Source organism: Adlercreutzia equolifaciens, assembly GCF_029076695.1.
In the GTDB taxonomy this organism is placed as follows: Bacteria; Actinomycetota; Coriobacteriia; order Coriobacteriales; family Eggerthellaceae; genus Adlercreutzia; species Adlercreutzia equolifaciens_A.
Map to the genome: position 1 here is coordinate 441655 of NZ_JARFIK010000002.1, position 22276 is coordinate 463930.

The 22276-nt window shown below is 61.9% G+C and carries 14 protein-coding genes; 8 read left to right on the forward strand and 6 right to left on the reverse strand.

Features of this window, described 5'->3' with window-relative positions; all coding sequences use genetic code 11:
• Positions 1-46: 46 nt before the first annotated feature.
• Positions 47-1063 (reverse strand): hypothetical protein, encoded by a 1017-nt coding sequence (locus PZH32_RS07650; RefSeq protein ID WP_275207338.1) that lies wholly within the window; start codon positions 1061-1063, stop codon positions 47-49.
• Between the two features lie 862 nt (positions 1064-1925).
• On the opposite strand from PZH32_RS07650, the gene PZH32_RS07655 reads away from it, so the two are divergent.
• On the forward strand, positions 1926-2429 hold the full coding sequence (locus tag PZH32_RS07655) for an InlB B-repeat-containing protein (protein WP_275207339.1): 504 nt from the start codon (positions 1926-1928) through the stop codon (positions 2427-2429).
• A 513-nt stretch (positions 2430-2942) separates the two neighbouring features.
• Here PZH32_RS07655 and PZH32_RS07660 read toward each other — a convergent pair.
• From PZH32_RS07660 to PZH32_RS07680, 4 genes are all read right to left on the reverse strand, one after another.
• On the reverse strand, positions 2943-3962 hold the full coding sequence (locus PZH32_RS07660; protein WP_275207340.1) for an acyltransferase: 1020 nt from the start codon (positions 3960-3962) through the stop codon (positions 2943-2945).
• A 9-nt stretch (positions 3963-3971) separates the two neighbouring features.
• On the reverse strand, positions 3972-5324 hold the full coding sequence (locus tag PZH32_RS07665) for an adenylyltransferase/cytidyltransferase family protein (protein ID WP_343074502.1): 1353 nt from the start codon (positions 5322-5324) through the stop codon (positions 3972-3974).
• A gap of 260 nt (positions 5325-5584) precedes the next feature.
• Positions 5585-6643, reverse strand: coding sequence for a pyridoxal phosphate-dependent aminotransferase (locus PZH32_RS07675; RefSeq protein ID WP_275207341.1), 1059 nt, complete (start codon positions 6641-6643; stop codon positions 5585-5587).
• Between the two features lie 12 nt (positions 6644-6655).
• Positions 6656-7765, reverse strand: coding sequence for an NAD/NADP-dependent octopine/nopaline dehydrogenase family protein (locus PZH32_RS07680; RefSeq protein WP_275207343.1), 1110 nt, complete (start codon positions 7763-7765; stop codon positions 6656-6658).
• 200 nt (positions 7766-7965) lie between these two features.
• Between PZH32_RS07680 and PZH32_RS07685 the strand changes: the two genes are divergently transcribed.
• Both PZH32_RS07685 and PZH32_RS07690 read left to right on the forward strand, forming a co-directional pair.
• Positions 7966-10668, forward strand: coding sequence for a bifunctional glycosyltransferase/CDP-glycerol:glycerophosphate glycerophosphotransferase (locus PZH32_RS07685; protein WP_275207344.1), 2703 nt, complete (start codon positions 7966-7968; stop codon positions 10666-10668).
• Between the two features lie 266 nt (positions 10669-10934).
• Complete coding sequence (locus PZH32_RS07690) at positions 10935-12680, forward strand: right-handed parallel beta-helix repeat-containing protein (RefSeq protein ID WP_275207346.1); 1746 nt, start codon at positions 10935-10937, stop codon at positions 12678-12680.
• 64 nt (positions 12681-12744) lie between these two features.
• On the opposite strand, the gene PZH32_RS07695 is transcribed toward PZH32_RS07690, so the two are convergent.
• Positions 12745-13983, reverse strand: a complete 1239-nt coding sequence (locus tag PZH32_RS07695) for an acyltransferase family protein (protein ID WP_275207348.1) — start codon at positions 13981-13983, stop codon at positions 12745-12747.
• Between the two features lie 146 nt (positions 13984-14129).
• Between PZH32_RS07695 and PZH32_RS07700 the strand changes: the two genes are divergently transcribed.
• The 5 genes from PZH32_RS07700 to PZH32_RS07720 all read left to right on the forward strand — a co-directional run bounded on the left by PZH32_RS07700 (position 14130) and on the right by PZH32_RS07720 (position 22148).
• Positions 14130-14840, forward strand: a complete 711-nt coding sequence (locus PZH32_RS07700; RefSeq protein WP_275207349.1) for a flavin reductase — start codon at positions 14130-14132, stop codon at positions 14838-14840.
• A 250-nt stretch (positions 14841-15090) separates the two neighbouring features.
• Entirely contained in the window at positions 15091-16542 is a 1452-nt protein-coding gene (locus PZH32_RS07705; protein WP_275207350.1) for a hypothetical protein, read from the forward strand.
• Between the two features lie 123 nt (positions 16543-16665).
• On the forward strand, positions 16666-17982 hold the full coding sequence (locus PZH32_RS07710; RefSeq protein WP_275207351.1) for a L,D-transpeptidase family protein: 1317 nt from the start codon (positions 16666-16668) through the stop codon (positions 17980-17982).
• Positions 17983-18234: 252 nt separating this feature from the next.
• Positions 18235-20262 (forward strand): InlB B-repeat-containing protein, encoded by a 2028-nt coding sequence (locus tag PZH32_RS07715; protein WP_275207353.1) that lies wholly within the window; start codon positions 18235-18237, stop codon positions 20260-20262.
• Positions 20263-20435: 173 nt separating this feature from the next.
• A complete protein-coding gene (locus tag PZH32_RS07720) occupies positions 20436-22148 on the forward strand; it encodes an InlB B-repeat-containing protein (RefSeq protein WP_275207355.1) in 1713 nt (570 codons plus the stop codon).
• Positions 22149-22276 lie beyond the last annotated feature (128 nt).

Genomic DNA, 22276 nt, shown 5'->3' on the forward strand with positions numbered 1-22276 from the left:
CGTGGGCTGGTTTCCGACGGGCGCGGTAAAAGCTCAGTAAAGAGGCTTATGATTGCGGGAGGCCTGCTGCGCTCGAGATGATCTCCTGTCCCGTGAGCCAGCACGGGTTGAGGTATGCGCTCAGCGACCAACCCGCTTGGAACAGCTCGGCTTGTCGCTGCGGGAAGTTCTTCCCCTGAGGACGCAGCTCGCGTCCCAGGTGACGCGCCACTTCGGTGGCGATGCGCTGCATGTCGAACCGATTGCCCAGCTGGCGTGCGGTGACGGTGATGACCTTGTAGCCTTGGGCCTCGAGCGCTAGGCGCCGTCGCGCGTCTTTGGCAATTTGCCGGGGCGTCAAGTGCTCGCTGTTCGAGTCGTACTCGATGGCGAGCTTGGTGGCGCGGTGCACCAAATCGGGCGTGATGCTGCCTTGAGACGCGATGGCCTGCGCCTTGCTGCCTGGCGTCATGCGCCGATTAACCTCCAGGTCGGGCAGATGAAAGCCTCCGTAGCGATGGTCGGCCCCGAGCAAGACGGCCAGAAAAGCTTCCGGCGGTGAGGCGGTCTTTTCCGCCAGCAACTTCACTGCCCGCCGCGCTTGTTTGGCTCCCGTGATACCTGGGTTGCGCTCCAGGAAGCGCTCAATCTTCGCCCGCGTGGTTAACGGTGGTCGATCGGCCAGCTGGTTGCGCCGTCGCGCGTCGATACGGTAGGAGCCGCATAGCGCACTGCCTACTTTCACGAGTTCGGGGAAGGGGAGTTCGCGCGCCATCTGCACGAAGCAGAGCTCGGGGCTGGCCGCATGCACACCGTTGCCGATGCGCACGAACGGCTTCCCGGCCAGGGGAAACGTATTGAGGTGGGCCACCGCATGCAACGGCGTGCGGCCCACTCGCTTGTCCACGGTGAAGTGCAGCGGAAGGGGGAGCGCCGGGTAGTGCGTGTGCAGATAGGTGACGGCTTCGGCGGTGGGCCGACAATCTATGAGGGCTTTGACGCCCACCAGGTCTTCCGCGCGGGGCACCGCCGGCGTAGTGAGCCAATGAGCGAAGGCGGATGTTCCGTATAGGAAGATTCTCATAGCAGGGAAGGGTAGCCGAGGGGCACCTCTTCAGGTGCCCTCGCGGACGGATTGTTGGTGCGCTGCCAACTTGCATCATGAGGGGGTGAGCTGCAAGCCCGCAAGCCCGCAAGCCCGCAAGCCCGCAAGCCCGCAAGCCCGCAAGCCCGCAAGCCCGCAAGCCCGCAAGCCCGCAAGCCCGCAAGCCCGCAAGCCCGCAAGCCCGCAAGCCCGCAAGCCCGCAAGCATCCCCTCCTTGCCTGCTGCAAAAGTTCGATTTTGCATTTTTGGACGCTTCGCAAGCGAAAATCCGTTGCAAAGTGACGATTGTTCACCGCGGGAAGGGCTGCTTCGGGTGCGTAGCTTGCCTGCTGGTGGGTGTGACCTGGGGAAATGCGCCTGGCGCCGATGAGGGCGGTTCATACGGGGGTGCTCAGCGGTGTAAAATCGCGCGTTTGCAACGGATTCTTGTCTCGGAGCGCGCCGGAATTACAAAACCGCAATTTTGCAGCAGCTTAGCTCGCAGTGTTGGTGGCTTGCGGCGGCTTGGCTTGCTGCCTATGGCGGTTTACGTCGATTTGGCTTGCCGTGGTGGTGGCTTGCGACAGTTTGCTCTGTCGCAAGCGATGACGCAGCAGATGCCGCCGGCGAACCGAGAGGGGGCGCTGCAAGATCCGCAGGAAGTGCTGCCGTGCGAACCAGGAGGTTTGGAGGCTTCGCAGGAGATGCCGCCGAGCCAGCTAGGGCGCTGCAAAATCCGCGGGAGATGCTGTCGCTCGATCGTGGGGGCGGTCGGGCGACAGCGAGGGAGGTGTCGGGCGATCTTCAGGAAGCAGTCATGCTATAATGCCTGGTAGTTCGTGGGTTTACGAAGGGGGCTTCTATGAACAAACTGGGAAATGTACTGCTGTCTGCGTTGCTGTGCTTTGCGTTGGTGCCTGCGGGGGCGGTTGCCGCGACGGTGGCCTCTCCGGAAGTGGCCCATGCGGACAGTGCCGCCAAGGCAAAAACGTACAAGGTTAAGTACGTGCTCAATGGCGGTAAGAACGTTAAAGCCAACAAAGCCAAGTACAGCGGCAAACTGACCTTTAAGAGCCCGAAACGCTCCGGGTATACCTTCAAGGGCTGGTACTCCGATAAAAAGTGCACCAAGCGCGTGAAGTCGGTGACGAACAAGAATATCACCGTATATGCGAAATGGGCCAAAAAGAAGTCGTCCTCTAGCTCTTCGGCAAGCGAGTCTAAAGGCGATGTGGTCTATCTGTCCCAAACTGGCACGAAGTATCATCGCGTCAGCTGCCGAACGCTGAAAAAGACACCCATCAAGACGACGCGCTCCAGTGCTCGCGCTCAGGGCTACGAGGCCTGCAAAGTGTGCCGCCCGTAGAGTGGAAGCCAACCAATTAGATTGCTGCGAGAGCCAGATGCTCGGCCTGCTGTGGGCTGCTAGCTGACCTGCAGCGGAGGGGTTTTGGCCTACCATGAGAGGCGCTCTGCTGAGAGCCGGCCGGTACCCCTGTTCCGAGGGGCGCTTAGTTGGGTTGTTGCGGAATTGGCCTGCTGAGGTTGTATGTCGGGCCAGCTTCGAGGGTCGGCTTGCTTCGCTGCTGCAAAAGTGCGATTTTGCATTTTTTGATGCTTCGCAAGCAAAAATCCGTTGCAAAGCGACGATTTTGCACCGAGAAAAGGGTCACTGTGGATGCGTGGGTCGTCCGCAGCTAAATGCGCCCTGGGGAAACGAGTTCGACTTCGGGGAAGACGGCTCGTGCGGGAATGCTCGACGGTGAAAAATCGCTCGTTTGCAACGGATTTTTGTCTCGAAGCGTGTCGAATTTACAAAACCGCAATTTTGCAACGCGATCAAGTAGGGTTTGTCCAGCGGCCTTCTCGCCGCGGTGCGCTACTTGCCTAGGACTTTCTTGAGGGCGGCTTTCAGGCCGCCGCTCTTGCGAGGCGCGCTCGCTTTGCGTTTTCCGCTCGCGGCCTGTCCGCTAGGGATGTCGGCGGCAGCATCCTTCTCGCTGTGCCCTGAGCTCGCGGTCTTCCCTGCGTCCGCGGCTCCCTCGTCGTTGGCCTTGCGGCCTGTGCCGCCGAAGGCGAAGCGGTTCTTCTTGTCTGTGGCGTAGGCTGCGGTTAGCGCCTCAGCCTTGGCGGGGGCGTCGCTGCCAAGCGCGGCCAGTTGCTGCCCAAGCTTTACCAGGTCGGAATCGGCAGCTTCGGCGGGGCCGCGGTAGATCCAGCGGTCGGAATTGTAAGTTTGCGAGCGCTTGGTGTCCGCTTCCGCGTAGTTGTGCACCGAGGCGCTGTCGAAGAACACGCCTGCAGCCACCTGACGCGCCGGGTTCCCTGCCCAGCTGGTGTTCGAGGGAATGCGCTTGCCGGCCACCACGGCGCAGGCGCCCACGATGCTGCCCGAACCCACGGTAGCGCCCTTCAGCAGCATGGCGTCTTGACCGAGCCATACGTGGTCGCCGATGAGCACGTCCTTGCTGGGATTGATGCGCTCCATGGTGTCCGCCGAGTACACCAGATGCGGGTCGGCCGTACGCATCCACAGGCCGAACGAGAACAGTCCGCGCTTGCCAATCAAGATGGAGCGGCGCTCGGAGGCGATGGCGTTCAGGGCACCGTTGGTGTACGTGGAGGCGCCGATGGCGAACACCGACGAGCTCCACACGGTCACGCTCAGGCGCAGATCCTTGTTCGGTCCCTCGATGAACACCACGGCGTTGGACCCCTTGAAGGTGATGCGCGTGCTGGCCAGAGAGACGCCCTCGCCGCAGCACAAGATGTTGCCCGAGGCGCCCTCGGCGAACTCGATGCGCGACGAATTCAGCGCCGGCACGCTTCCGATCAGGCAATTGTCCGCGTTTTCAAAGTATGCCGCCGCGTCTTCGCTCGACGTCAGAACCACGCTCATGGGGCCCTCCTAGTTTTGGAAGAAGCTGATGGTGGTGCCCTTGGCCTCCAGGCCCAGGTTGTGCACGGTCATGGTGCCGGCGCGGTAGGCCTCGATGAGGCCGCTCAGGGCCACGGTCTGCTCCTCGGTGATGTCCAGGTTGGGCTTCTTGCCGTCCTGGATGGTCTTCGCGAACACCGAGATCTCGTCGCGGATGCCTTCGCCGTTCAGCTGGTAGAAGTAGCGCTTGTTGCTGGAGAAGTCCTCGAAGCGCACCTCGAAGTAGTCGGTCTTCCACCAGGGGGAGGGCACGTAAACGTAGCCCTTGGTGCCGGCGATGACCAGCTCGCCCTCCGACTTCACGCCGCTGCCTACTTCGAAGGAGGCGCAGGCGCCCTCGTAGATGAAGTCCACTTTGGTGAACACGTCGGTGCCGTCCTTGCGGCTGTAAAGCGAGGCGGCGCTGGCCGACAGATAGTTGGTGCCCAGCATCTCGAAGATGGGCAGCGACGCGATGGGCCCCCATCCGATGAGGCTGCCGGCAGGGCTGGCGAAGGCCTGGCTGGTGCAGGTGGAGCGCACCGACACCGGCGTGCCGATCATGCCGCTTTTGATGAGCAGCGTCAGACGCGAGAAAGCCAAGGCGTAAGCGGTCTTCACGGCCTCGTGGAACACGAGCCCCTTCTCGCGGGCCAGGGCGAAGGAAGCGGCGGCTTCGGCGGCCGTGAGCGCCACGGGCGACTCGCACAGCACGTGTTTGCCCGCCTCCAGGGCAGTGGTGGTCGTGGCGTGACGGCGCTCCGGGGCGTTGGCCACGTACACGGCGTCGCACTCCGCCAGCAGCGCCTCGAGGGAGTCCACTTGCGAAACGGCATCTCCCAAATCGTAGTCGTCGCCGTCGGGGAAGAGCGCCACAATGTCGATGCCGCTGACGTACTTGCTCTCGGCAATGAACTTGCTGATGTCACGCGAGGCCCCCACAATGCCCAGGGCGATGTGGTTGTGTCCCTCGCGCAGCTGGGTGCTGGAGATGCCCTCGGTGCGATCCAAGTACACCACCTGGCAGTATTCGTTCAGGTAGTCGAAGTGCCCGCGCCAATCGGAGCCGATGGCGAAGATGTCCACGTCGTAGTTCCGGATGTCGTCGATCTTCTGGCCGTAGTACTCCTCGGGAATAACCTCGTCGGCAATGCCCAGGGCCTTCACCGCCTCGATGCGATCCATGAGCGACTGCTTCACGTTGATCTTGCCGCGGTTCTTGTCGAAGTCCGACGACGTGACGCCCACGATCAGGTAATCGCCCAGCTCCTTGGCGCGGCGCAGCAAGTTGACGTGACCGTGGTGGAGCAGGTCGAAGGTGCCGTAGGTGATGACTTTTTTCACGGGGAATCCTTTGGGTCGCGGAGGTAATGGGGTGGGACGCGTGGGGTGCCGGCGGCTTTGCCCGGGCGTGGGGGCCGCGAGGCGCTGGGGGCAGCCGCGCAAGCGCAGCGGTTGGAAGTGACTCGCTGCGGGTAGCGTGCGCGGCCGGCGCGGCTCCAACAGGACGCGCGCTAGGTGGGGGCAGCCGCGCAAGCGCAGCGGTTGGAAGTGACTCGCTGCGGGTAGCGTGCGCGGCCGGCGCGGCTCCAACAGGACGCGCGCTAGGCGACGTCCACGGCCAGCAGGGCGTCTACCAGCTTCTCCATGGCCTGCTTCGAGCCGGTGGAAATGCGCAGGTAGTCCTTGAGCATGCCGGAATTCCACGACTTCACCAGCACGCCGCGGGCGGCCAGGTCGGCGGCTACTTCGGGGGCGGGGCGGTTCGGGCGCACGAAGATGAAGTTGCCTTCGCAGCGGCGCGTCTCGTAGCCGCGGGCGGCCAGCTCGTCCACGGCCCACTGGCGACCCTCCACGGCGGTGGCCACCAGCTCGTCGATGATCTCGGGATGATCCAGGATGCGCTCGGCGAACAGGAGGGCCAGGGCGTTGGCGTCGAAGGTGAGGCGCGCGTTGTTCACGTAGTGGATGATCTCGGGATTCGAGATGATGACACCCAGGCGCAGCGCGGCCAGGGAGAACAGCTTCGAGAACGTGCGCAGCACGATGACATTGTCGTAGGTTTGCGTCAGGTCGATGAAGGTGTTCGGGTAGAAGTAGTGGTAGGCCTCGTCGATGATGACCACGGCGTCCACGGCGCGGGCGGCCTCAACGGCGGCCACCACGTCCTCGCGGCTGAAGGCGTCGCCCACCGGGTTATTGGGATTCAGCAGCACCACCACATCGGTGTTGGGCGTGATGGCGGCCAGCAGGTTGTCCATGCTGAAGGACAGGTCGTCGTTGTAGGAGACGGGCACGTGGTGCAGTCCCAGGATGTTGCAGTTCACCCAGTACATCTCGAAGGAGGGCGCCACGGTGACCACGTCGTGGCCCTGGCCGCAGAAGGTTTGCAGCAGGTAGCGGATAGCCTGGTCGGAGCCGTTGGTGGCCGTCACGCAATCGCGGCGCACGCCCACGTAGGCGGCGTACTTCTCCAGAAAGCGGCCGGGCTCGGGGTAGATGGACAGGAACTCGGGGGTGATCTCGGCCTTCACCTCTTCGACGAACCAGGCGGGCAGTCCCTCGGGGTTCTCGTTCATGTCGTAGCGCAGGGTGCCGTAGCGGCCGGGCTCCGGGAAAACGCGCTCGGTGTTCTCGATGTGCTCGTCAACGTAATAAGCCATGAAGCGTACTCCTTAAGACTGGTAGAACTGAATGAGGGCCTGAAGGCTGTCCAGGCCGAAGGTGCGGGGCATGGCGCTGGCGCTGGCGTCCTTGAGGGCGCGCCCGTCGGCGTCCAGGTAGGCAATGCCGGTTTGCTGGCGGTAGAAGTCCAGCAGCGTGTCCACCGTGGGGGTGGGCACACCGGCCAAGGTGGCAATGTCCTTGATGATGGCCACGCCGAAGGGGTAGTCCTCGGTGAACATGCGGTCGTCCCAGTTGGGCACGAAGGCGCCGTCCTCGGTGGCGCGCATGGGGGCCTTCACCACCTCGAAGGCCTTGATGCTTTTGAGCTTTTGCGTCATGGCCTCGGGGGTGGGGGATTCGTAGTAGGTGCGCAGCGACACCACTTCGCTGAGATCCAGCGGGGCCAGGGCCCGGCAGATGGCCTGCAGCTCGTCGTCGTAGGCCAAAAGGAAGCGCGAGGTGTCGTCGTTCCACTGCTCGTAGAACATAAGCTGCTCGGGGTAGGTGTTGCCCGGCTGGTAATCCTTGAAGATGCCGTAGGCGCCGGAGGTGTGCAGCAGCGGGTTGGACGGCACCAGGGTGACGGCCAGAAACTCCTTCAGTCCCTGGGTAGGAATGGAGAACAGCGACTGCACAAGCGCGGCCACGGATGCTGTTTCGGTTTTGGGCAGCGCCGCCACGAACAGTTCGGCTTTGGCCGAGAGAATTTGGGCGAAGCGCTCGTTCCAGTTGGAGCGGCACACGTAGGGCACGCGTTGGAAGCCGAAGACCGTGACGCCGTGGCGGATGAGGTCCTGGCAGAAGTACTCGATACCGCCGTAGCCGGGCACGAAGCCCAGCAGGGTGCCGGGCTTGATGAAGGGCGTGATGTCAGTCACGAACTGCTGGCGCAGAAAGGCCGGGTAGGTGCACAGGATCAGCTCGGCGTTGCAGGCTTCCTCCAGGCTGTCCGTCACGAAGAAGGTGGCGGTTTCGGCGGGGGAGCCTTCGTCTTCAAAGCGAATTTCCTCGCGCTGGTGGTGGGGGCGCTGGGTGTAGAGCGTCACGCGGTGGTTGCGCGACAGTTTTGCGCAGCAGGCAAGTCCCAGATTGCCCGCTCCGAAAACGGAAATAACCATAGGGTCTCCTTGAGGTCTTGATCGACCATCATGGTAAACCAAGGTTTGTGCAGCTGGAGAGAGGTTTTCGTATCTTCGGCATATGCACAGAATGCGCGCGGTCGCGCTGTGATAGTATGATTCGTTACTGCCCACGGTTGCCCAAGGCGGCAATCGGGTAACGTATTACCAGGTGAATAGGCATGAACGGGAGGTTCGCCGTGCCTACATTCGATATATCGGTCATCATCCCCGTCTACAACTCCGAGGCCTACTTGGAGGGCACGCTGCAGTCAGTGGTAGACCAGACGGTGGGCATGAAGGCTATCCAGGTTATTCTGGTGGACGACGGCAGCACCGACGGCAGCCCCGCGCTGTGCGACCAGTTCCGTGAGCGTTACCCGAAAAACGTCACGGTCATTCACCAGGAAAACGCCGGCGTGTCCGCAGCGCGCAACGCGGGCCTCGAGCACGTGAAGGGCCGCTTCGTCACCTTCCTGGACAGTGATGACCTGTGGACGTCCACCTCGTTCAAAAGCGCCCTGCAGTTCTTCGAGGACGAGGGCGACGGTGTGGATCTACTTGTGGGCGATTTGGTGCTTTTCGAGAGCGCCAAAAGCGATCACCCCTTGGCCTACCGCTTCAAGAAGAAAAAGAAGAACACGAGCCGTCTGATTGCCCTGGCCTCGTCGCCCGACGATATCCAAAGCACCATCGGCAACTGCTTCTTCCGCGCCTCGGCTGTGGCCGACTTGCGCTTCGATGTAGATTTGTCCACGTCCGAGGACACGTTGTTCGTGGCTCGCGTGCTGTTGAATAAGTGCCTGTACGGGGCCGCTTCCGAGTGCGTGTACCAGTATCGCAAGCGCGCTGACGGCTCCTCGCTGTCCCAGGTGGCCACGTACCAGAAGCATCTTCAGAACCTTGAGGTGTGTCGCCGTCTGTACCAGGCTTCGCGCGACCGCTACGGCTTCGTGCAGCCCTTTATCCAGGCCACGGCGCTCTATATCATCAATTGGCAGCTGTTCGGCGCCGCCAGCGAGCCCTTGACCGAAGAGCAGGGGGCCACCTGGGAAAGCCAGGTACTGGCGCTGCTGGACGAGGTGACGGTGCCCGTCATCGCCCGCGCCCGCTGGATGTCGCGCGACAAGCGCATGATTGTCTATCGCATGAAGCAGCCGGACTTCTTTACCCAGGTGGTGTGGGCCGACCACAAGCGCGCCTACTATCAGGGCCATTCGGTGCTTACCTTGAACGCGAAGGCCGACTGTGACATTTTCCAGCTGGAGAAGCGCGGTGCTTCGTTGCACATCGAGGGCACCACCGACCTAGAGGGCATGGGCGTGCCCTACCAGCTGTACCTCTACGACCGCGCCACCAACGAGCGCTTCGACGCGCGGTTGGTGCCCTATCCGGCGCGGGACAAGCGCCTGATCACCGGGGAGGTGGCCTTTAAGGGCATGCGCTTCATCGCCGATGTGCCGCTGCGCCCCCAAAGCATTTACAGCGTGCGGGCCCAGGTGGGTGCCGAGGGCTACGAAGTGGTGCTCTCGCCCCACTTTGAGCTGTTCGCCAAGTTCGTCCAAACGGCCAAGCACGACTACTGCGTCATGGGCGATGTGGTTATCAAGCACATGGACGACGAGCTGCGTACCTATCGCCGCAGTGCCCGGACGGTGGCCGCTTCGGAGTGGCGCCGCCTGAAGGAGATTATGGGCAACGACAAGTTCGCCTTTTCGGTGCGCGCCCAGTACGCCTGGATGCGCCTGCGTGCTCATCTCCACCGAGCCCTGCTCAAGAAGCCCATCTGGATCTTCGCCGACAAAGAGTGGAAGGCCGGCGACAACGCCGAGAATGTCTACCGTTACGCCATGAAGTCGGGCTATCACGGGGCCAAGATGTACTTCGCTCTGGAGAAGTCCAGTTCCGACTACGAAGCGGTGAAGTCTTACGGACAGGTGTTGGACCCGCGCACCTTCGGGTATCGCCTGCGCTTCTTGCTGGCCGACATCGTGGTGTCCTCGCGCACCGAGATGTCGGTGATCGACCCCTTCGGCCAAGAGCTCAACTTCGTGAAGGATATGCTCGACTACGATTTGGTGTACTTGACCCACGGCACCTTGTTCGGCGACCTGACCTCCATGCTGGGCAAGGCCAGCCGTCCCATCAAGCTGTTCTCCGTCAGCACTCAAATGGAGCGCAACGCCCTGGTGGGCGATGACTACGGCTATCTGCCCGACGAGGTGGCGGTGCTGGGCATGGCGCGCTACGACGGTTACGACGGCGTGGCCAAGAAGCGCGTGGTGGCCTTCCTGCCCACCTGGCGCGCGAATATTGCCGGCCCCATTATCCCCGGCACCAGCGAGCGCGAGGAGGTGCCTGGCTTCGCCGACACCGACTACTGCAAGTTCTACAACGGGCTCATCAACAATCAGCGCTTGCTGGAGGTCATGGAGAAGCATGGCTACACCGGCGAGTTCTACGTTCATCCGGCCTTCGAGCAGCAGGCGAAGGACTTCAAGGGCAACCAGGTCATCAAGGTGGGCGAGGGGTCGGCCGACTACGAGCGCGTGTTGGGCGAGTCCGCCATTTTGGTGACGGACTACTCCGGTGTGGGCTTCGACTTCGGCTATCAGCGCCAGCCCTTGGTGTACTGCCAGTACGACTCGGTGTTCGGCACGGGTCACAGCTACGGGGAGGAAAGCTATTTCAGCTACGAGGAAGACGGTTTCGGCCCTATTGCTCCTACGCTGGACGGCACGGTGGACACCATCATCTCCTACATCGAGCGCGACTGTCAGGTGGAAGAGGAGTACTTGGCCCGCGCCGATGCCATGTTCGGATTCTCCGACTACAACAATTGCCAGCGTATCTTCGACGCCGTGGTGAAGTTGAGCGAAGAGAAGACCAAGAACCGGTCGTAGCGGCACTATCGATGATTTCCTGGCCGAGCATACCGACATCAAGGATGTGGTGTTCGTCATGCGCAGCACCAACTTGCTCAGTGAGGTAACGGCTCAGGCCCTGAAGGAGTCCTAGGCACGCGGGGTCCCTGGGCGTTGCCGAAATCCCGGAGGGCTGCGGAATTCTGTCGTGGAATCTGGCTCGAAATGCTAGCGCTTTTCTTGACGGCCTGTTAGTATGGATCCTTCCCTCATCAGGCTTTTTGACAAGGAATGCGGTGCGAGCTATGACAATTGACTGGGCGGCAGCGAACGGAACCGTGGGTCGTCGGCCCGAAGGCGGCGTGACGGGCGTAATGGTTGTTGCGGTGGTAGCGCTCGTGCTCTGTCTGCTTCTAGCGGCTGTGCCCCAGATGGCGTTTGCGGACACCGTCATCGAGGTAACGCCCACCACCGAGGACGCGGCCAACGAGGTGCAAAAGCAGCTCAACGGAGCGAAGAAGAGCGCGACGGCTAAAGAGCCCTACATTATTAAGGTGGCACCCGGCTCCTACACCTTATCGAAGTCACTGCGCTTGTACAGCAACACCACCTTGGATCTGACCGACGTGACGCTCACGGTACAGAAGGACAAAACTTGCAACGCTGTGCGCATCGGTGAGGCGGTCGACACCCAGGCCGGCTACTACTACGAGAACATCCACCTCATTGGGGGTACCCTGGACAACAACGGCCGCGCGAACACCTGCGTGAAGCTGGCTCATGCCAAGAACGTCACCATGACCGGCGTTACCGTGCGCAACGCCCGCAACGGGCACTTGGTGGAAGTGGGCGGCGTGGCCAATATGACGGTGTCGGGCTGCACCTTCCGCGATCAGGTGCAGGTGGGCACCTACACCATGATTCCCGAGGCCTTCCAGATTGACGTGCTCAACACCAAGCACTTCCCGGGGCACTTGCCTGAAGCGTTGCCGGTGAAGAACCTGACCATCGAGGACTGCGCCTTTACCAACGTGCCGCGGGGCATTGGCGCGCACACGGCGGTGCTCAACCAGTACGTGCGCAACGTCACCATTCGCAACAACACCTTCACTAACTTGAAGAGCGCGGCCATCCAGACCATGAACTTCTACCACACCCTCATCGAGGGCAACACCATCAAGAACGCCCCGGCTGGCGTGGTGGTGTACATGGGTCACGCGCGCGGTATGTACTTCGCCTCCACGCTGGCCAAGCAGGGTGGCGTGCCCACGACGGTGTCCAGCAAGTACCAGGCGCCGGCGAAGAAGCAGGACATTATCATCCGCAACAACACCATTACGGCGTCCGGCTACGATTGGTACACGGGCAATTCGCCGCGCGGCATCTTCCTGTGCGGTTGGACGTTCTCGCGCAAGCTGACCTCGGGCAGCGTGGAGTGGGACCCCATTCCCGCGGGCAACTACTACGTCAGCGGCGTCACGGTGAAGGGCAACACCATCAAGACCACGGGTCATGGCATCATGCTCGACGACGCGCGCAACTCCACTATTTCCGGCAACAAGATCACCTTCACGGGCAATCGCGCCGGCGCTCTGCGCTACGGCATTTGGCTGCTCAGCAAGGCTACGAACAACACCATTGCCAGCAACACCATTGCGAAGTTCTCGGGCCATGGCGTGTTTGTGAGCGACGGCTCCTCGGCGGCGTCCATCAAGAGCAACACCATCACGTCGCCGAAGAAGTACGGCATCAGCATCCAGGGCGCTACGGCCACCACCATCAAGAGCAACGTCATCACGAGCCCCGGCTCCCACGGCATCAACGTGCTGGCCAAGGGCTACGCGAAGACTATCGCCAGCAACCGCATTCGCAACGTGAAGCAGCCCGCCATCTACGTGGACACCACCAAGACCTCCACCATCACCATCAAGGCCAATAAGTTCTCGGGCACCAAGGCCGCCAAGGTGGTGAAGTTGAAGACGGGCAAGGTGAAGGTGTCCGGCAGCACGCTGGTGAAGGAGCCCGTGAAGAAGACCACCACGAAGAAGTAGGCCGTCGGGCGGAATCTCCGCTCGCTGGCGAGCGCGGGTACGGGCGCGGCTTGCGCGGGCGGCCTTAGGAGCGGCCGACGTCTTCCTCGGGTTCCGCAAGCGAAAGCCACTGGTTGGCGCGCTCGATGGTGTCGCTGAAGCGGCGGTTGATCCAGGCGAACAGCGGCTTCTCCAGCAGCGTGATGCGCGCGAAGTCGATGGCGCTCGCCACTGCGAACACCCCGATGGCCGCCAGGAGGCTCAAGCCTAGGATGCCGAAGAATCCCAGGTCATAGACGGGGGCGAAGTGCGGCCAAATCCAGGCGCGCATGATGGGATTGTCGTGGATGAGGTAGATGCCCAGGGTGGTCTTCGCCACGGTGTTCACCCAGGGAATGGCCGGCATCGTCAGCCTCTGGAACACCAGCAGCAATCCCATTGAGGCGAAGAACGTGGGCACCATGTACTGCCACACAAAATAATCGGGGTAGATGAGGTCAAAGCCCACGGCGCGCTGGGCCCAGCCAATGACGGCCATGCTGACCCAGACGAAGAGCACGCTGATGACGGCCGTGCGGCCGGCGCCCCAGCGGTTCACGAACACGGCGGGGTCGAGTCGGCAGAAGGGGGGAGTGTCGTCTGCAGCTGGAGTGTTCGCCGGGCTAGGCGTCGTGCTGGCGCCCGCGCGGCTCGCCGCCGAGGAGAGCACGCTTGCGGTGCGCGCCGGCGCCACCGCCGCGCTGCGCCGATCCCATCCATTCTGGTGGCGCTCATGCACCCAACCGCCCAGTAGGTAGATATAGCAGAACCAGATCAAGTCCGAACCAATGGGGTTGAAGGTGCTGGCCGTGGGCAAAAGCGACAGCATGACGAAACCTACGGCCATGGTGCGGCTGCGCCCGCGCGGCCCCAGCTGGCTCCAGGCGCGGTTCAAAAGCGGGCTGATCACCATAAGGGCCAGGTAACAGGTAATGAACCAGTACTCGCCGGAGATGACCGGCAGTACGGCCTTGCGCAGCTTCGCCTCGGTGACCAGGTCGGGCTGGGCTGCCAGGAACAAGAACAGAATGGCGAAGGAGTAGAACCAGGTTTCGAAGACAATGCGCAGCAGCGACCCCAGCTTCAGGCGCGACTTCACCATGAAGTAGCCCGTGATGAGCACGAAGCAGTTGACGCCCAGCTTGCCGCCGAAGCTGAGCATTTCCACGGCCACGTCCGAGGCCAGCGGACCGCCCTCGGGCCAGGTGCCGTGGACGCTGAAGTGAAAGAGGATGATCATCAGCATGCTGAGGATGCGCAAAAGTTCGATGTTCGAGCTTCTCACCGGTGCTCCTTGGTCGGCTTCGTTTTCCGTGATCACTGTGAGGGTACTTTTCAATTCCGTCAAGAAATCTTTCACGGCGGAAACGGCGATGGTTTCCTAGCTATAATCGCAAAGGTCAGCAAAAAAGCTGCTTGAAAGGAACCGTTATGATCGATCGCAAGGCTTTTCGCTCTTTGAGCTCGGGCTTGTACCTTATCACCTCCCATGTGGGCGACCGCAAGATGGGCTGCGTTGTCAACACGTTTCTGCAGGTGGCCTCCGAGCCGCCCACGGTAACCGTGTCGCTTAACAAGGAAAACGCCACCACGGCGGCCATTCTGGAAACGGGCCGCTACGCCGCTACCGTCCTGTCCCAGGACGCACCCATGGAGCTTATCGGCACCTTCGGGTTCCATACCAGCGCCGACACCGATAAGTTCGCTGCCTGCGAATACAGTGTCGACAGCGCGGACATTCCCTATGTCACGGCCCACGGTCTGGCCCATTTCTCGGTGCGCGTCACCGAGACCATCGACGTGGGCACCCACTATCTGTTCGTCGGCACCGTGGAGGAAAGCGAGGTGCTGGGCACGGGCGATCCGCTGACCTATGCCTACTATCATGCGGTGAAGGGCGGCAAGACGCCGGCGAAGGCGGCCAGCTACAATCCCGAGGGCGATCCGGAGAACTCCGCGGCTGCGGTTCCTGCGGCGGCGGATGCGGCAGCCCCCGAGGCTCCGGCCGCGGGCAAGCGCGTGGCCTGGCGCTGCATGATCTGCGGTTACGTGGAGGAGGGCTATCCGGACGGATTACCCGAGGACTTTGTGTGTCCCATCTGCGGGGCGCCGCGCGACATGTTCGAGCGCATCGAGATTTAAACCGTTCGCGGCCGGGGCATCCCGGCCGCGTTCTTTTTTTCGGCGACGGCGGTAGGCGGCCGCCATCGACCGCTGGGCTTCTGCCCATTTGGTCGAGAAACGTCAAGAGCGCCGTTTTTCCTTGGTAATCTACAGCCTGAGAAAAGCTTATTCTGTTCGTGTCGCCTCTGGTGGGGTCGGCACGGCTTTTCGCTGGGTTTCCGATTCCTGAAGGAGGAAGGCGCGCGACGCCGCTGCTATGGTAAAACGAGTGAGCAAGTGCATTATCCTTGCCGCACTGATGGTGGTGCTGACGGCGGCTCTGTGCCCCGTGGCGGCCTTCGCTGCAGAAGAGGTTTCGTCCACGACGGCGGCCGCGGCGGTTTCGGTTGCCGATGAGCCCGTTGCCCCCGAGCCTTCTGAACCCGCAGATCCCTCTACCCCCGCGGCTCCCACAACTCCCGCGGCTCCTGCCGCCCCGGTCATCACCTGCAAGACGACCCAGGTGGGGCAATCCGGCTGGAAGGCGGTGAAGGCTCCTGCCAAGGCCGGCCGCACCACAGGCTCGAACGCGGTGACGGCCCTGCGCCTCTCGGTGAAAAGCTCCGTGTCCGGATCGGTGGTCTACCGGGTGTACCTGGCGGGCAAGGGCTGGACCGATCTGGTGCGCGACGGCGCCACGGCCGGCCTGAAGAAAAGTTCCGCTCCCGTGCAGGCCCTGCGCATCAAGCTGACGGGCAAGCTGGCCCAGCAGTACGCCATCTACTATCGCGCCAACGTGGTGGGCTACGGCTGGACGGGCTGGGGCAAGAACGGCGAGTCCGTGGGCGCCCGCAAGCTGGCGTCGGTGCGCGGTTATCAGGTGAAAGTAGTGAAGAAGGGCTCGGCAGCCCCCGGCTCCCGTGATAACCGCTACTTCTCGGCCGGTCAGTCCAGCGCCGAGTACTTCTACGCCCAGGGCGGCAAGACGCGCCCGCAGCTTATCAAGGCCATCGCGAAGGCCAAGGGCAGTGGCCTCAAGGTGTTCGGCACCTCGTACTCGCTTAATTCCTCGGCGGGCAAAAAGCTGCAGAAGGCCATCAAGGCCCTTAGTCGCTACAAGCTCAGCTTCGTCATGATGGATCTGACCACGGGGGCCGGCATCAGCTACAATCCGGGGAAGGTGCAGTACAGCGCCAGCACCATCAAGGGCCCCTACGTGGCGGCGGTCAACAAGTACCGCCCCAGCAGCGCCGCCTCGGCCTACGGCACCATGAGCAGCACCATCAAAGTGTCCAGTAACGAGGGGTACGCAAGCCTGCGAAGCCGGTTCGGCCACAGCCCCATGCTCAAGATGATGGCCTACTGCGGCATCTCGTCCGCCGAGATGAACGGCAATCGCAACTATACCTACCTCTCCTCTCGCACGCTGGCGAAGCTGTGGATCGGCACCTACTGGTACTACTATCGCGAGACCAACAGCCGTTCGGCCAAGGTGCGCGGTCTGCACGCGCATCCGTTGAATTCGTTTATTGATCGGGCCCTGACCACGCCCACGCGCACGAAGCCCGGCTGGTTTCCCGGGGGCGGCTACAACGTGCAGAACGATGCCGGTGTGGTGCTGGTGGACGGACATCCCTACGTGCTGTCGGTCATGAGTTCCGCCTGCGGCCAGTACGGCAAGCTGGCCGCCTTGGTGCAGGCCATCGATGGCGTGCATGCCGATATGGTGAAGAAGGGTTAGCAGGGTTTCCCACATCGCGATAACTATGGGTTGTGGCGAGCGGGGAAACGAGACTATAATGCCAGGTTATGAACTATGACGGCGGGGGAGCCGTTGAGCTAGCAATGAAAGCGAAAGGTTGTCATGGAATCTACTGCTCTGTCTTTCTGGAAGCGCTGTGTAGCGCTGGGGTTGGCCGGTATGCTGGCCGTATCGCTCTGTCCGGCAACGGCCTTGGCTGCTGATGCGGCCGACGGCACGGATGCCAACACGCCGGGAGCCGTAACTACGCCCGACCAGGACGCGGGTCAAACCACGCCCGACGCGCCCAGCACGGACGCGGGCGAGGCTACGCCCGACACGCCTGACACCCCGGACACGGACACGCCCGATACCCCGGGCACCGATACCCCGGATACCCCCGGTGCCGATACCCCGGATACCCCCGGTGCCGACACCCCGGTGACGCCGCCGTCCACGCCCGACACCAGCAAGCCCACTACGCCCACCACGCCGACAAAGCCCGCGCCGTCCAAGCCGAAGAAGGTGACGGTGTCCTTCATCACCGCCTCGAAGCAGGGCGGAAAGTGGCAGAAGGCCGCCATGGGCCAGCTCATGGGCAAGAAGATCACTACGAGTCCTATCACGGCCATCCGCATCTACAACAAGTGCAAGAACATTTCCGGCTCCATCAAGTACCGTGTTTACCAGGCCAATAAGGGCTGGTCGGCCTGGAAGGCCAATGGCACGTCCGCCGGTACGAGCAAGGCTTCTACGGCGGTGCAGGGCATGCAGGTGAAGCTGACGGGCACCCTGGCCAAGACGTACAACCTGTACTACCGCGTGTATTTGGTGGGCCTGGGCTGGACCGGCTGGGGCACCAACGGTGCGGTGGTGGGTGCCCCCAAGCTGGCCAAGGTGAAGGCCTACCAGGTGAAGCTGGTGAAGAAATCCAGCAAGGCAACGAACAAGAAGTACAACACGAAGGCGAACCGCAACAGCGCCCGCATTACCACGAAGTCCGGCACCGAGATGAACACCCAGATGACCATGGCCGCCAAGGCCCAGAGCCAAAGCTCGGCCACGAAGTGGCTCATCCTGGTGGACACCACGAAGAATCGCGTGGAAATTCTCAAGGGGCAGAAAGGCAATTGGCAGGTGTACAAGTACTGGAAGTGCACCACGGGCGCCTGGGGCTCCCGTACGGTGCGCGGCAAGTTCACCATTGGAAGCCGCGGCCTGTCCTTCGGTGAGGAAAAGGGCTATTCCTGCTGGTACTGGACGCAGTTCTACGGCAACTACCTGTTCCACAGCGTGCTGTACAACCCGCATTCCCAAACGTCCATCCAGGACGGACGCTTGGGCATCAACGCCTCTCACGGCTGCGTGCGCCTGGCCCTGTCCAATGCCAAGTGGATCAACCGCAACATCCCCAGCGGCACGAAGGTGTGGACCTACTAGGGGAGGAGCGCTTTTCTCAGTCCCGCGCTGCGGCGGACGCCTTCGGGTAATTCAGAGATTGCATGGTGAAGCGAGCCGGGAAACCGGCTCGCTTTTTTTGCAAGAACCCCTGTTCAGGTAAGCACGGTTTTTGTAGCTTTCCCTCGTTAAGATTGCGAATCGGTTGCGGCCCGTTCGAGAAAAATGCTACCATGCTTGCACTTTGCTGACGAAATTGCCGTCGGTGTCAATCGAGTGTAAAAGGAAGCCTCAATGAACTCAAAAGCACTTCGACTGTCTCTTTCCGCGCTGTTGGTGTTGGCCCTGGTGCCCACGGCCGCCTTTGCCGCCGATGGCCAAGATGCCTCGGCAGCGGCTCCGGTGGCGGCTCAGGAGAGCCCTGCCCAAAGCTGGCGCTTCACCGACGGCTATCCCCAGAACTACCTGTTGGAACAGGCCGAAGAAGCGGGCATCGCCCTCATGGGCGCCTTCACCGATGTGGACGACGGCTATCGCGCCACCTGGTCCAACCCCTTCGGCGTGCAATCCTACGCCTACCGCAAGAACCCCACCGATAAGGACACGGTCATTGCCGTGCCCGGGGTCAAGGAAGTGGGCGTCGACATCTCCTATTTCAACAACGAGAGCGGCGGCAAGTACACGGCCATCGATTGGAAGAAGATGAAGGCCGACGGCATCACCTTCGCCATTATCCGCGCCGGCGATGGCTCTACTTCGGCCACCGGGTTCTACGACCCTTGGTTCGTGCAGAACATCCAGGGGGCCAAGGCGGCCGGCATCAAGGTGGGCGTCTACATCTACTCGCGTGCCCTTAACACGAAAAGCTCCGGCGTCAATTCGGTAGGCCACGAGGTGAACCTGGTGCTCGACCAGATGAGCAAGGCGGGCCTCGGTCCAGCTGATTTGGAGCTGCCGGTGTACTTCGATATGGAGGATGCCACCCAGCGCAAGCTGGCCAAGAAGACTATCGGAGACATTGCCGAGGCCTTCTGCACGCAGCTGCAGGCCAAGGGCTACACGGTGGGCATCTACGCTAACCAGGACTGGTTCAACAATGTGCTGACCGACACGCGCTTCAGCGCTGCCACCATGAAGAAAAACGGCTGGTCGCGTTGGGTGGCGCGCTATTCCTGGGGATCCAGTTCCTCGGGGGTAGAGTCTACGGACCTGTGGCAGTTCACTTCGGTGGGCACGGTGGCCGGCACCTCCCGCAAGTACTGCGATGTGAACTTCTCCTACGTGGAGTTCGGCACGGCGGCTAAAACCTATCAGGTGAAGTACCAGCTCAACGGTGGCACGCTCTATGCTCCCAATCCCGTGGTGTACACGGGCACGCTGACGCTGCCCACTCCGGTGCGCTCGGGCTACCGCTTTGACGGCTGGTTCTCGGATGCGGCTCTGACCACGCCTGTTACCTCGCTGTCCAAGAAAAACGCCACGGTCTACGCGAAGTGGACCCAGCCCTATAAGGTGACCTACGTGCTCAACGGCGGCACGAACCACGCCTCAAACGTAAGCTCGTTCTACACGTCGCTGACGCTGAAGAGTCCCACGCGCTCGGCCTACCAGTTCGACGGGTGGCACACCGATGCGGAGTGCACCACGAAGGTAACGAAGCTCACGGCCAGCCACACCACCGACAACAAAGTGACGGTCTACGCCAAGTGGTCCCAGCCGCATACCGTTACCTATCAGCTGAACGGCGGCAAGAACGTCAGCGGCAACCTGTCGCAGTTCGGAGGAACCCTGACGCTGAAGAACCCCACTCGTTCGGGCTACACCTTCGGCGGCTGGTACCTGGAGAAGACGTTCAAGACCAAGGTCACGAAGCTGACGGCTGCGAACACCAAGAACAACAAGGTGACGGTCTACGCCAAGTGGTATAAAAACTACAAGATCACGTACAAGCTGAACGGCGGCAAGAACAACAGTGCCAACCCCGCGAAGTACGGCGGCACGCTGGCGCTGAAGAACCCCACGCGCTCCGGCTATGTGTTCAAGGGCTGGTACACCGACGCGAAGTTCAAGACCAAGGTGACCAACTTGACGGTGACGAAGAACCGCACCGTGTACGCCAAGTGGACCAAGCTGACCGGCGTCTACTACAAGGTGACGGCTAAGAGCGGCCTGAACATTCGCAAGACCGCCTCTACCAGTGCCGCCATTACCGGCTCGCTCGCCTATAACAAGAAGGTGCTCATTAGCAAAACCAGCAAGGGCTGGGGTAAACTGAGCGATGGCCGTGGTTGGGTCAGCCTGAGCTACCTGAAGAAGGCCTAGCCGGCACGAAAGCTGCGACGGGTCAGCCCCGGCAGCGCGCTGGCAGTCATCCCGCAAGGCGCGGATGGTGCGGCAGGGGACGCAGGAGACCGTCCTCGCTGCCGGCATAAAAGAAGCGAAACCGCCCGAAGGGCGTGAGCGGAACATAGCGGACGAGTGTAAAAGGACCATCAATGCAGAAGACACTCAAAATCCTGCTGACCGGCGCGCTGGTCAGCGCCTTGGTTCCCGCGGTTGCCGTGGCCGACGAGTCTGCCCAGGCCAGTTCCTGGATGGATGCGGTCATGGACGTGGTGCAGGACAACAAGAATCTGCCGCCCGTGGAGGGGGAGCAGGCCAACGGCGTTAAGGCGAACAGTTGGCGCTTTACCAACGGCTACCCCAACGATGTGCTCAGCGAGACGGCGGGCAGCCTCGGCTTCGACTCCTTCGGCGCCTGGAGCGATTTGGGCCAGGGCGATTTGGATATCAGCTCCACCTGGACCAAGCCCAACGGCATCTCCACCTACACCGTGCGCAAGACCCCTACCTCCAAGGACACCATCATCAAGGTGCCCGGATCGCTGGCCGTGGGCATCGACGTGTCGGCCCACAACAACCAGCCCGGCGGTACCAAGTACGGTGCCATCGATTGGCAGAAGGTGAAGTCCGAGGGCGTCACCTTCGCCCTTATTCGCTGCGGCTATGGCAGCGACTACGCCAACCAGGACGATCAGTGGTTCGCCGAAAACTACCGCGGCGCCAAAGCCGCGGGGCTGCAAGTGGGCGTCTATCTGTACTCCTATGCTCCTAAGGCCACGGGCGCGGCTCCCTCGGCCACCAACGAGGCCCAGCACGTGCTGCGCATTCTGCAAGAGAACGGCATCAAGCCCGCCGATCTTGCTTTGCCGGTGTATTTGGATTTGGAGGACAAGTCTCAAGAGAGTTTGAAGCGCGGCACCTTGGGAGCCATCGCCAAGGAGTTCTGCTCGGTGCTCCAGAACGCCGGATACTCCGTGGGCATCTACGCCAACCAGTACTGGTTCAACACCGTGCTCAAGAACGACGACCCCGTGTTCGATCCGGCCACCATGAAGAAGAACGGCTGGTCGCGCTGGGTAGCCCGCTATGCCGCTACCACCAGCTCCGAGGTGGAGGGCACGGATATTTGGCAATTCACCTGCATCGGCAAGGTGGAGGGCACCCCGAAAACCTACTGCGACGTGAACTTCGCCTATCTCAACTTTGCCGAGAGTGGCACGACGGCTCCTGCCGAGCCTGCTCCGGCGAAACCGGCGGCCACCTCGTTCAAGGTAGCTTACGTGCTCAACGGCGGCAAGAACCACAAGAGCAACCCCGCTAAGGCCACGGGCACGCTGACGCTCAAGAGCCCCACGCGCTCCGGCTACACCTTCGGCGGGTGGTATACCGACAAGAAGCTCACCAAGAAGGTGACGAAGGTGTCGGCGGCCAATGCATCGAACGGGAAGGTGACGCTGTACGCCAAGTGGTACAAGAACTACAAGGTCACGTACAAGCTGAACGGCGGCAAGAACAACAGCGCCAACCCCGCGAAGTACGGCGGCGTGCTGGCGCTCAAGAACCCCACGCGGGCGGGCTACGTCTTTGTCGGCTGGTGCACCGACAAGAAGCTTACCAAGACCACTACGAAGCTGACCGTGACGAAGAACCGCACGGTGTATGCGAAGTGGACCAAGGCGAAGAAGGGCACCTACGTAGTGACTTCGGATAACGGCCTGTTCATACGTGCGAAGGCCTCCACGTCGGCCTCCATCCTGGGCGGTCTTTCCTATAACCAGAAGGTGCGTGTGGTAAAGGTGAGCCAAGGCTGGGGTCAGCTGGACAGCGGTGGCTGGATCAACTTGAGCTATGCGCGGTTGGCGTAGGTGCGACGGAGTAGCGGAAGAGCGTCGACGCACCGCACGGCTGAGCCCCTGGCACCGATCGGTCTCTCGGACGGGGACCCGAAAGGCCAAGTGGTCAGGGAGAGAGCAACAAAAACGGCGAGCCGTGG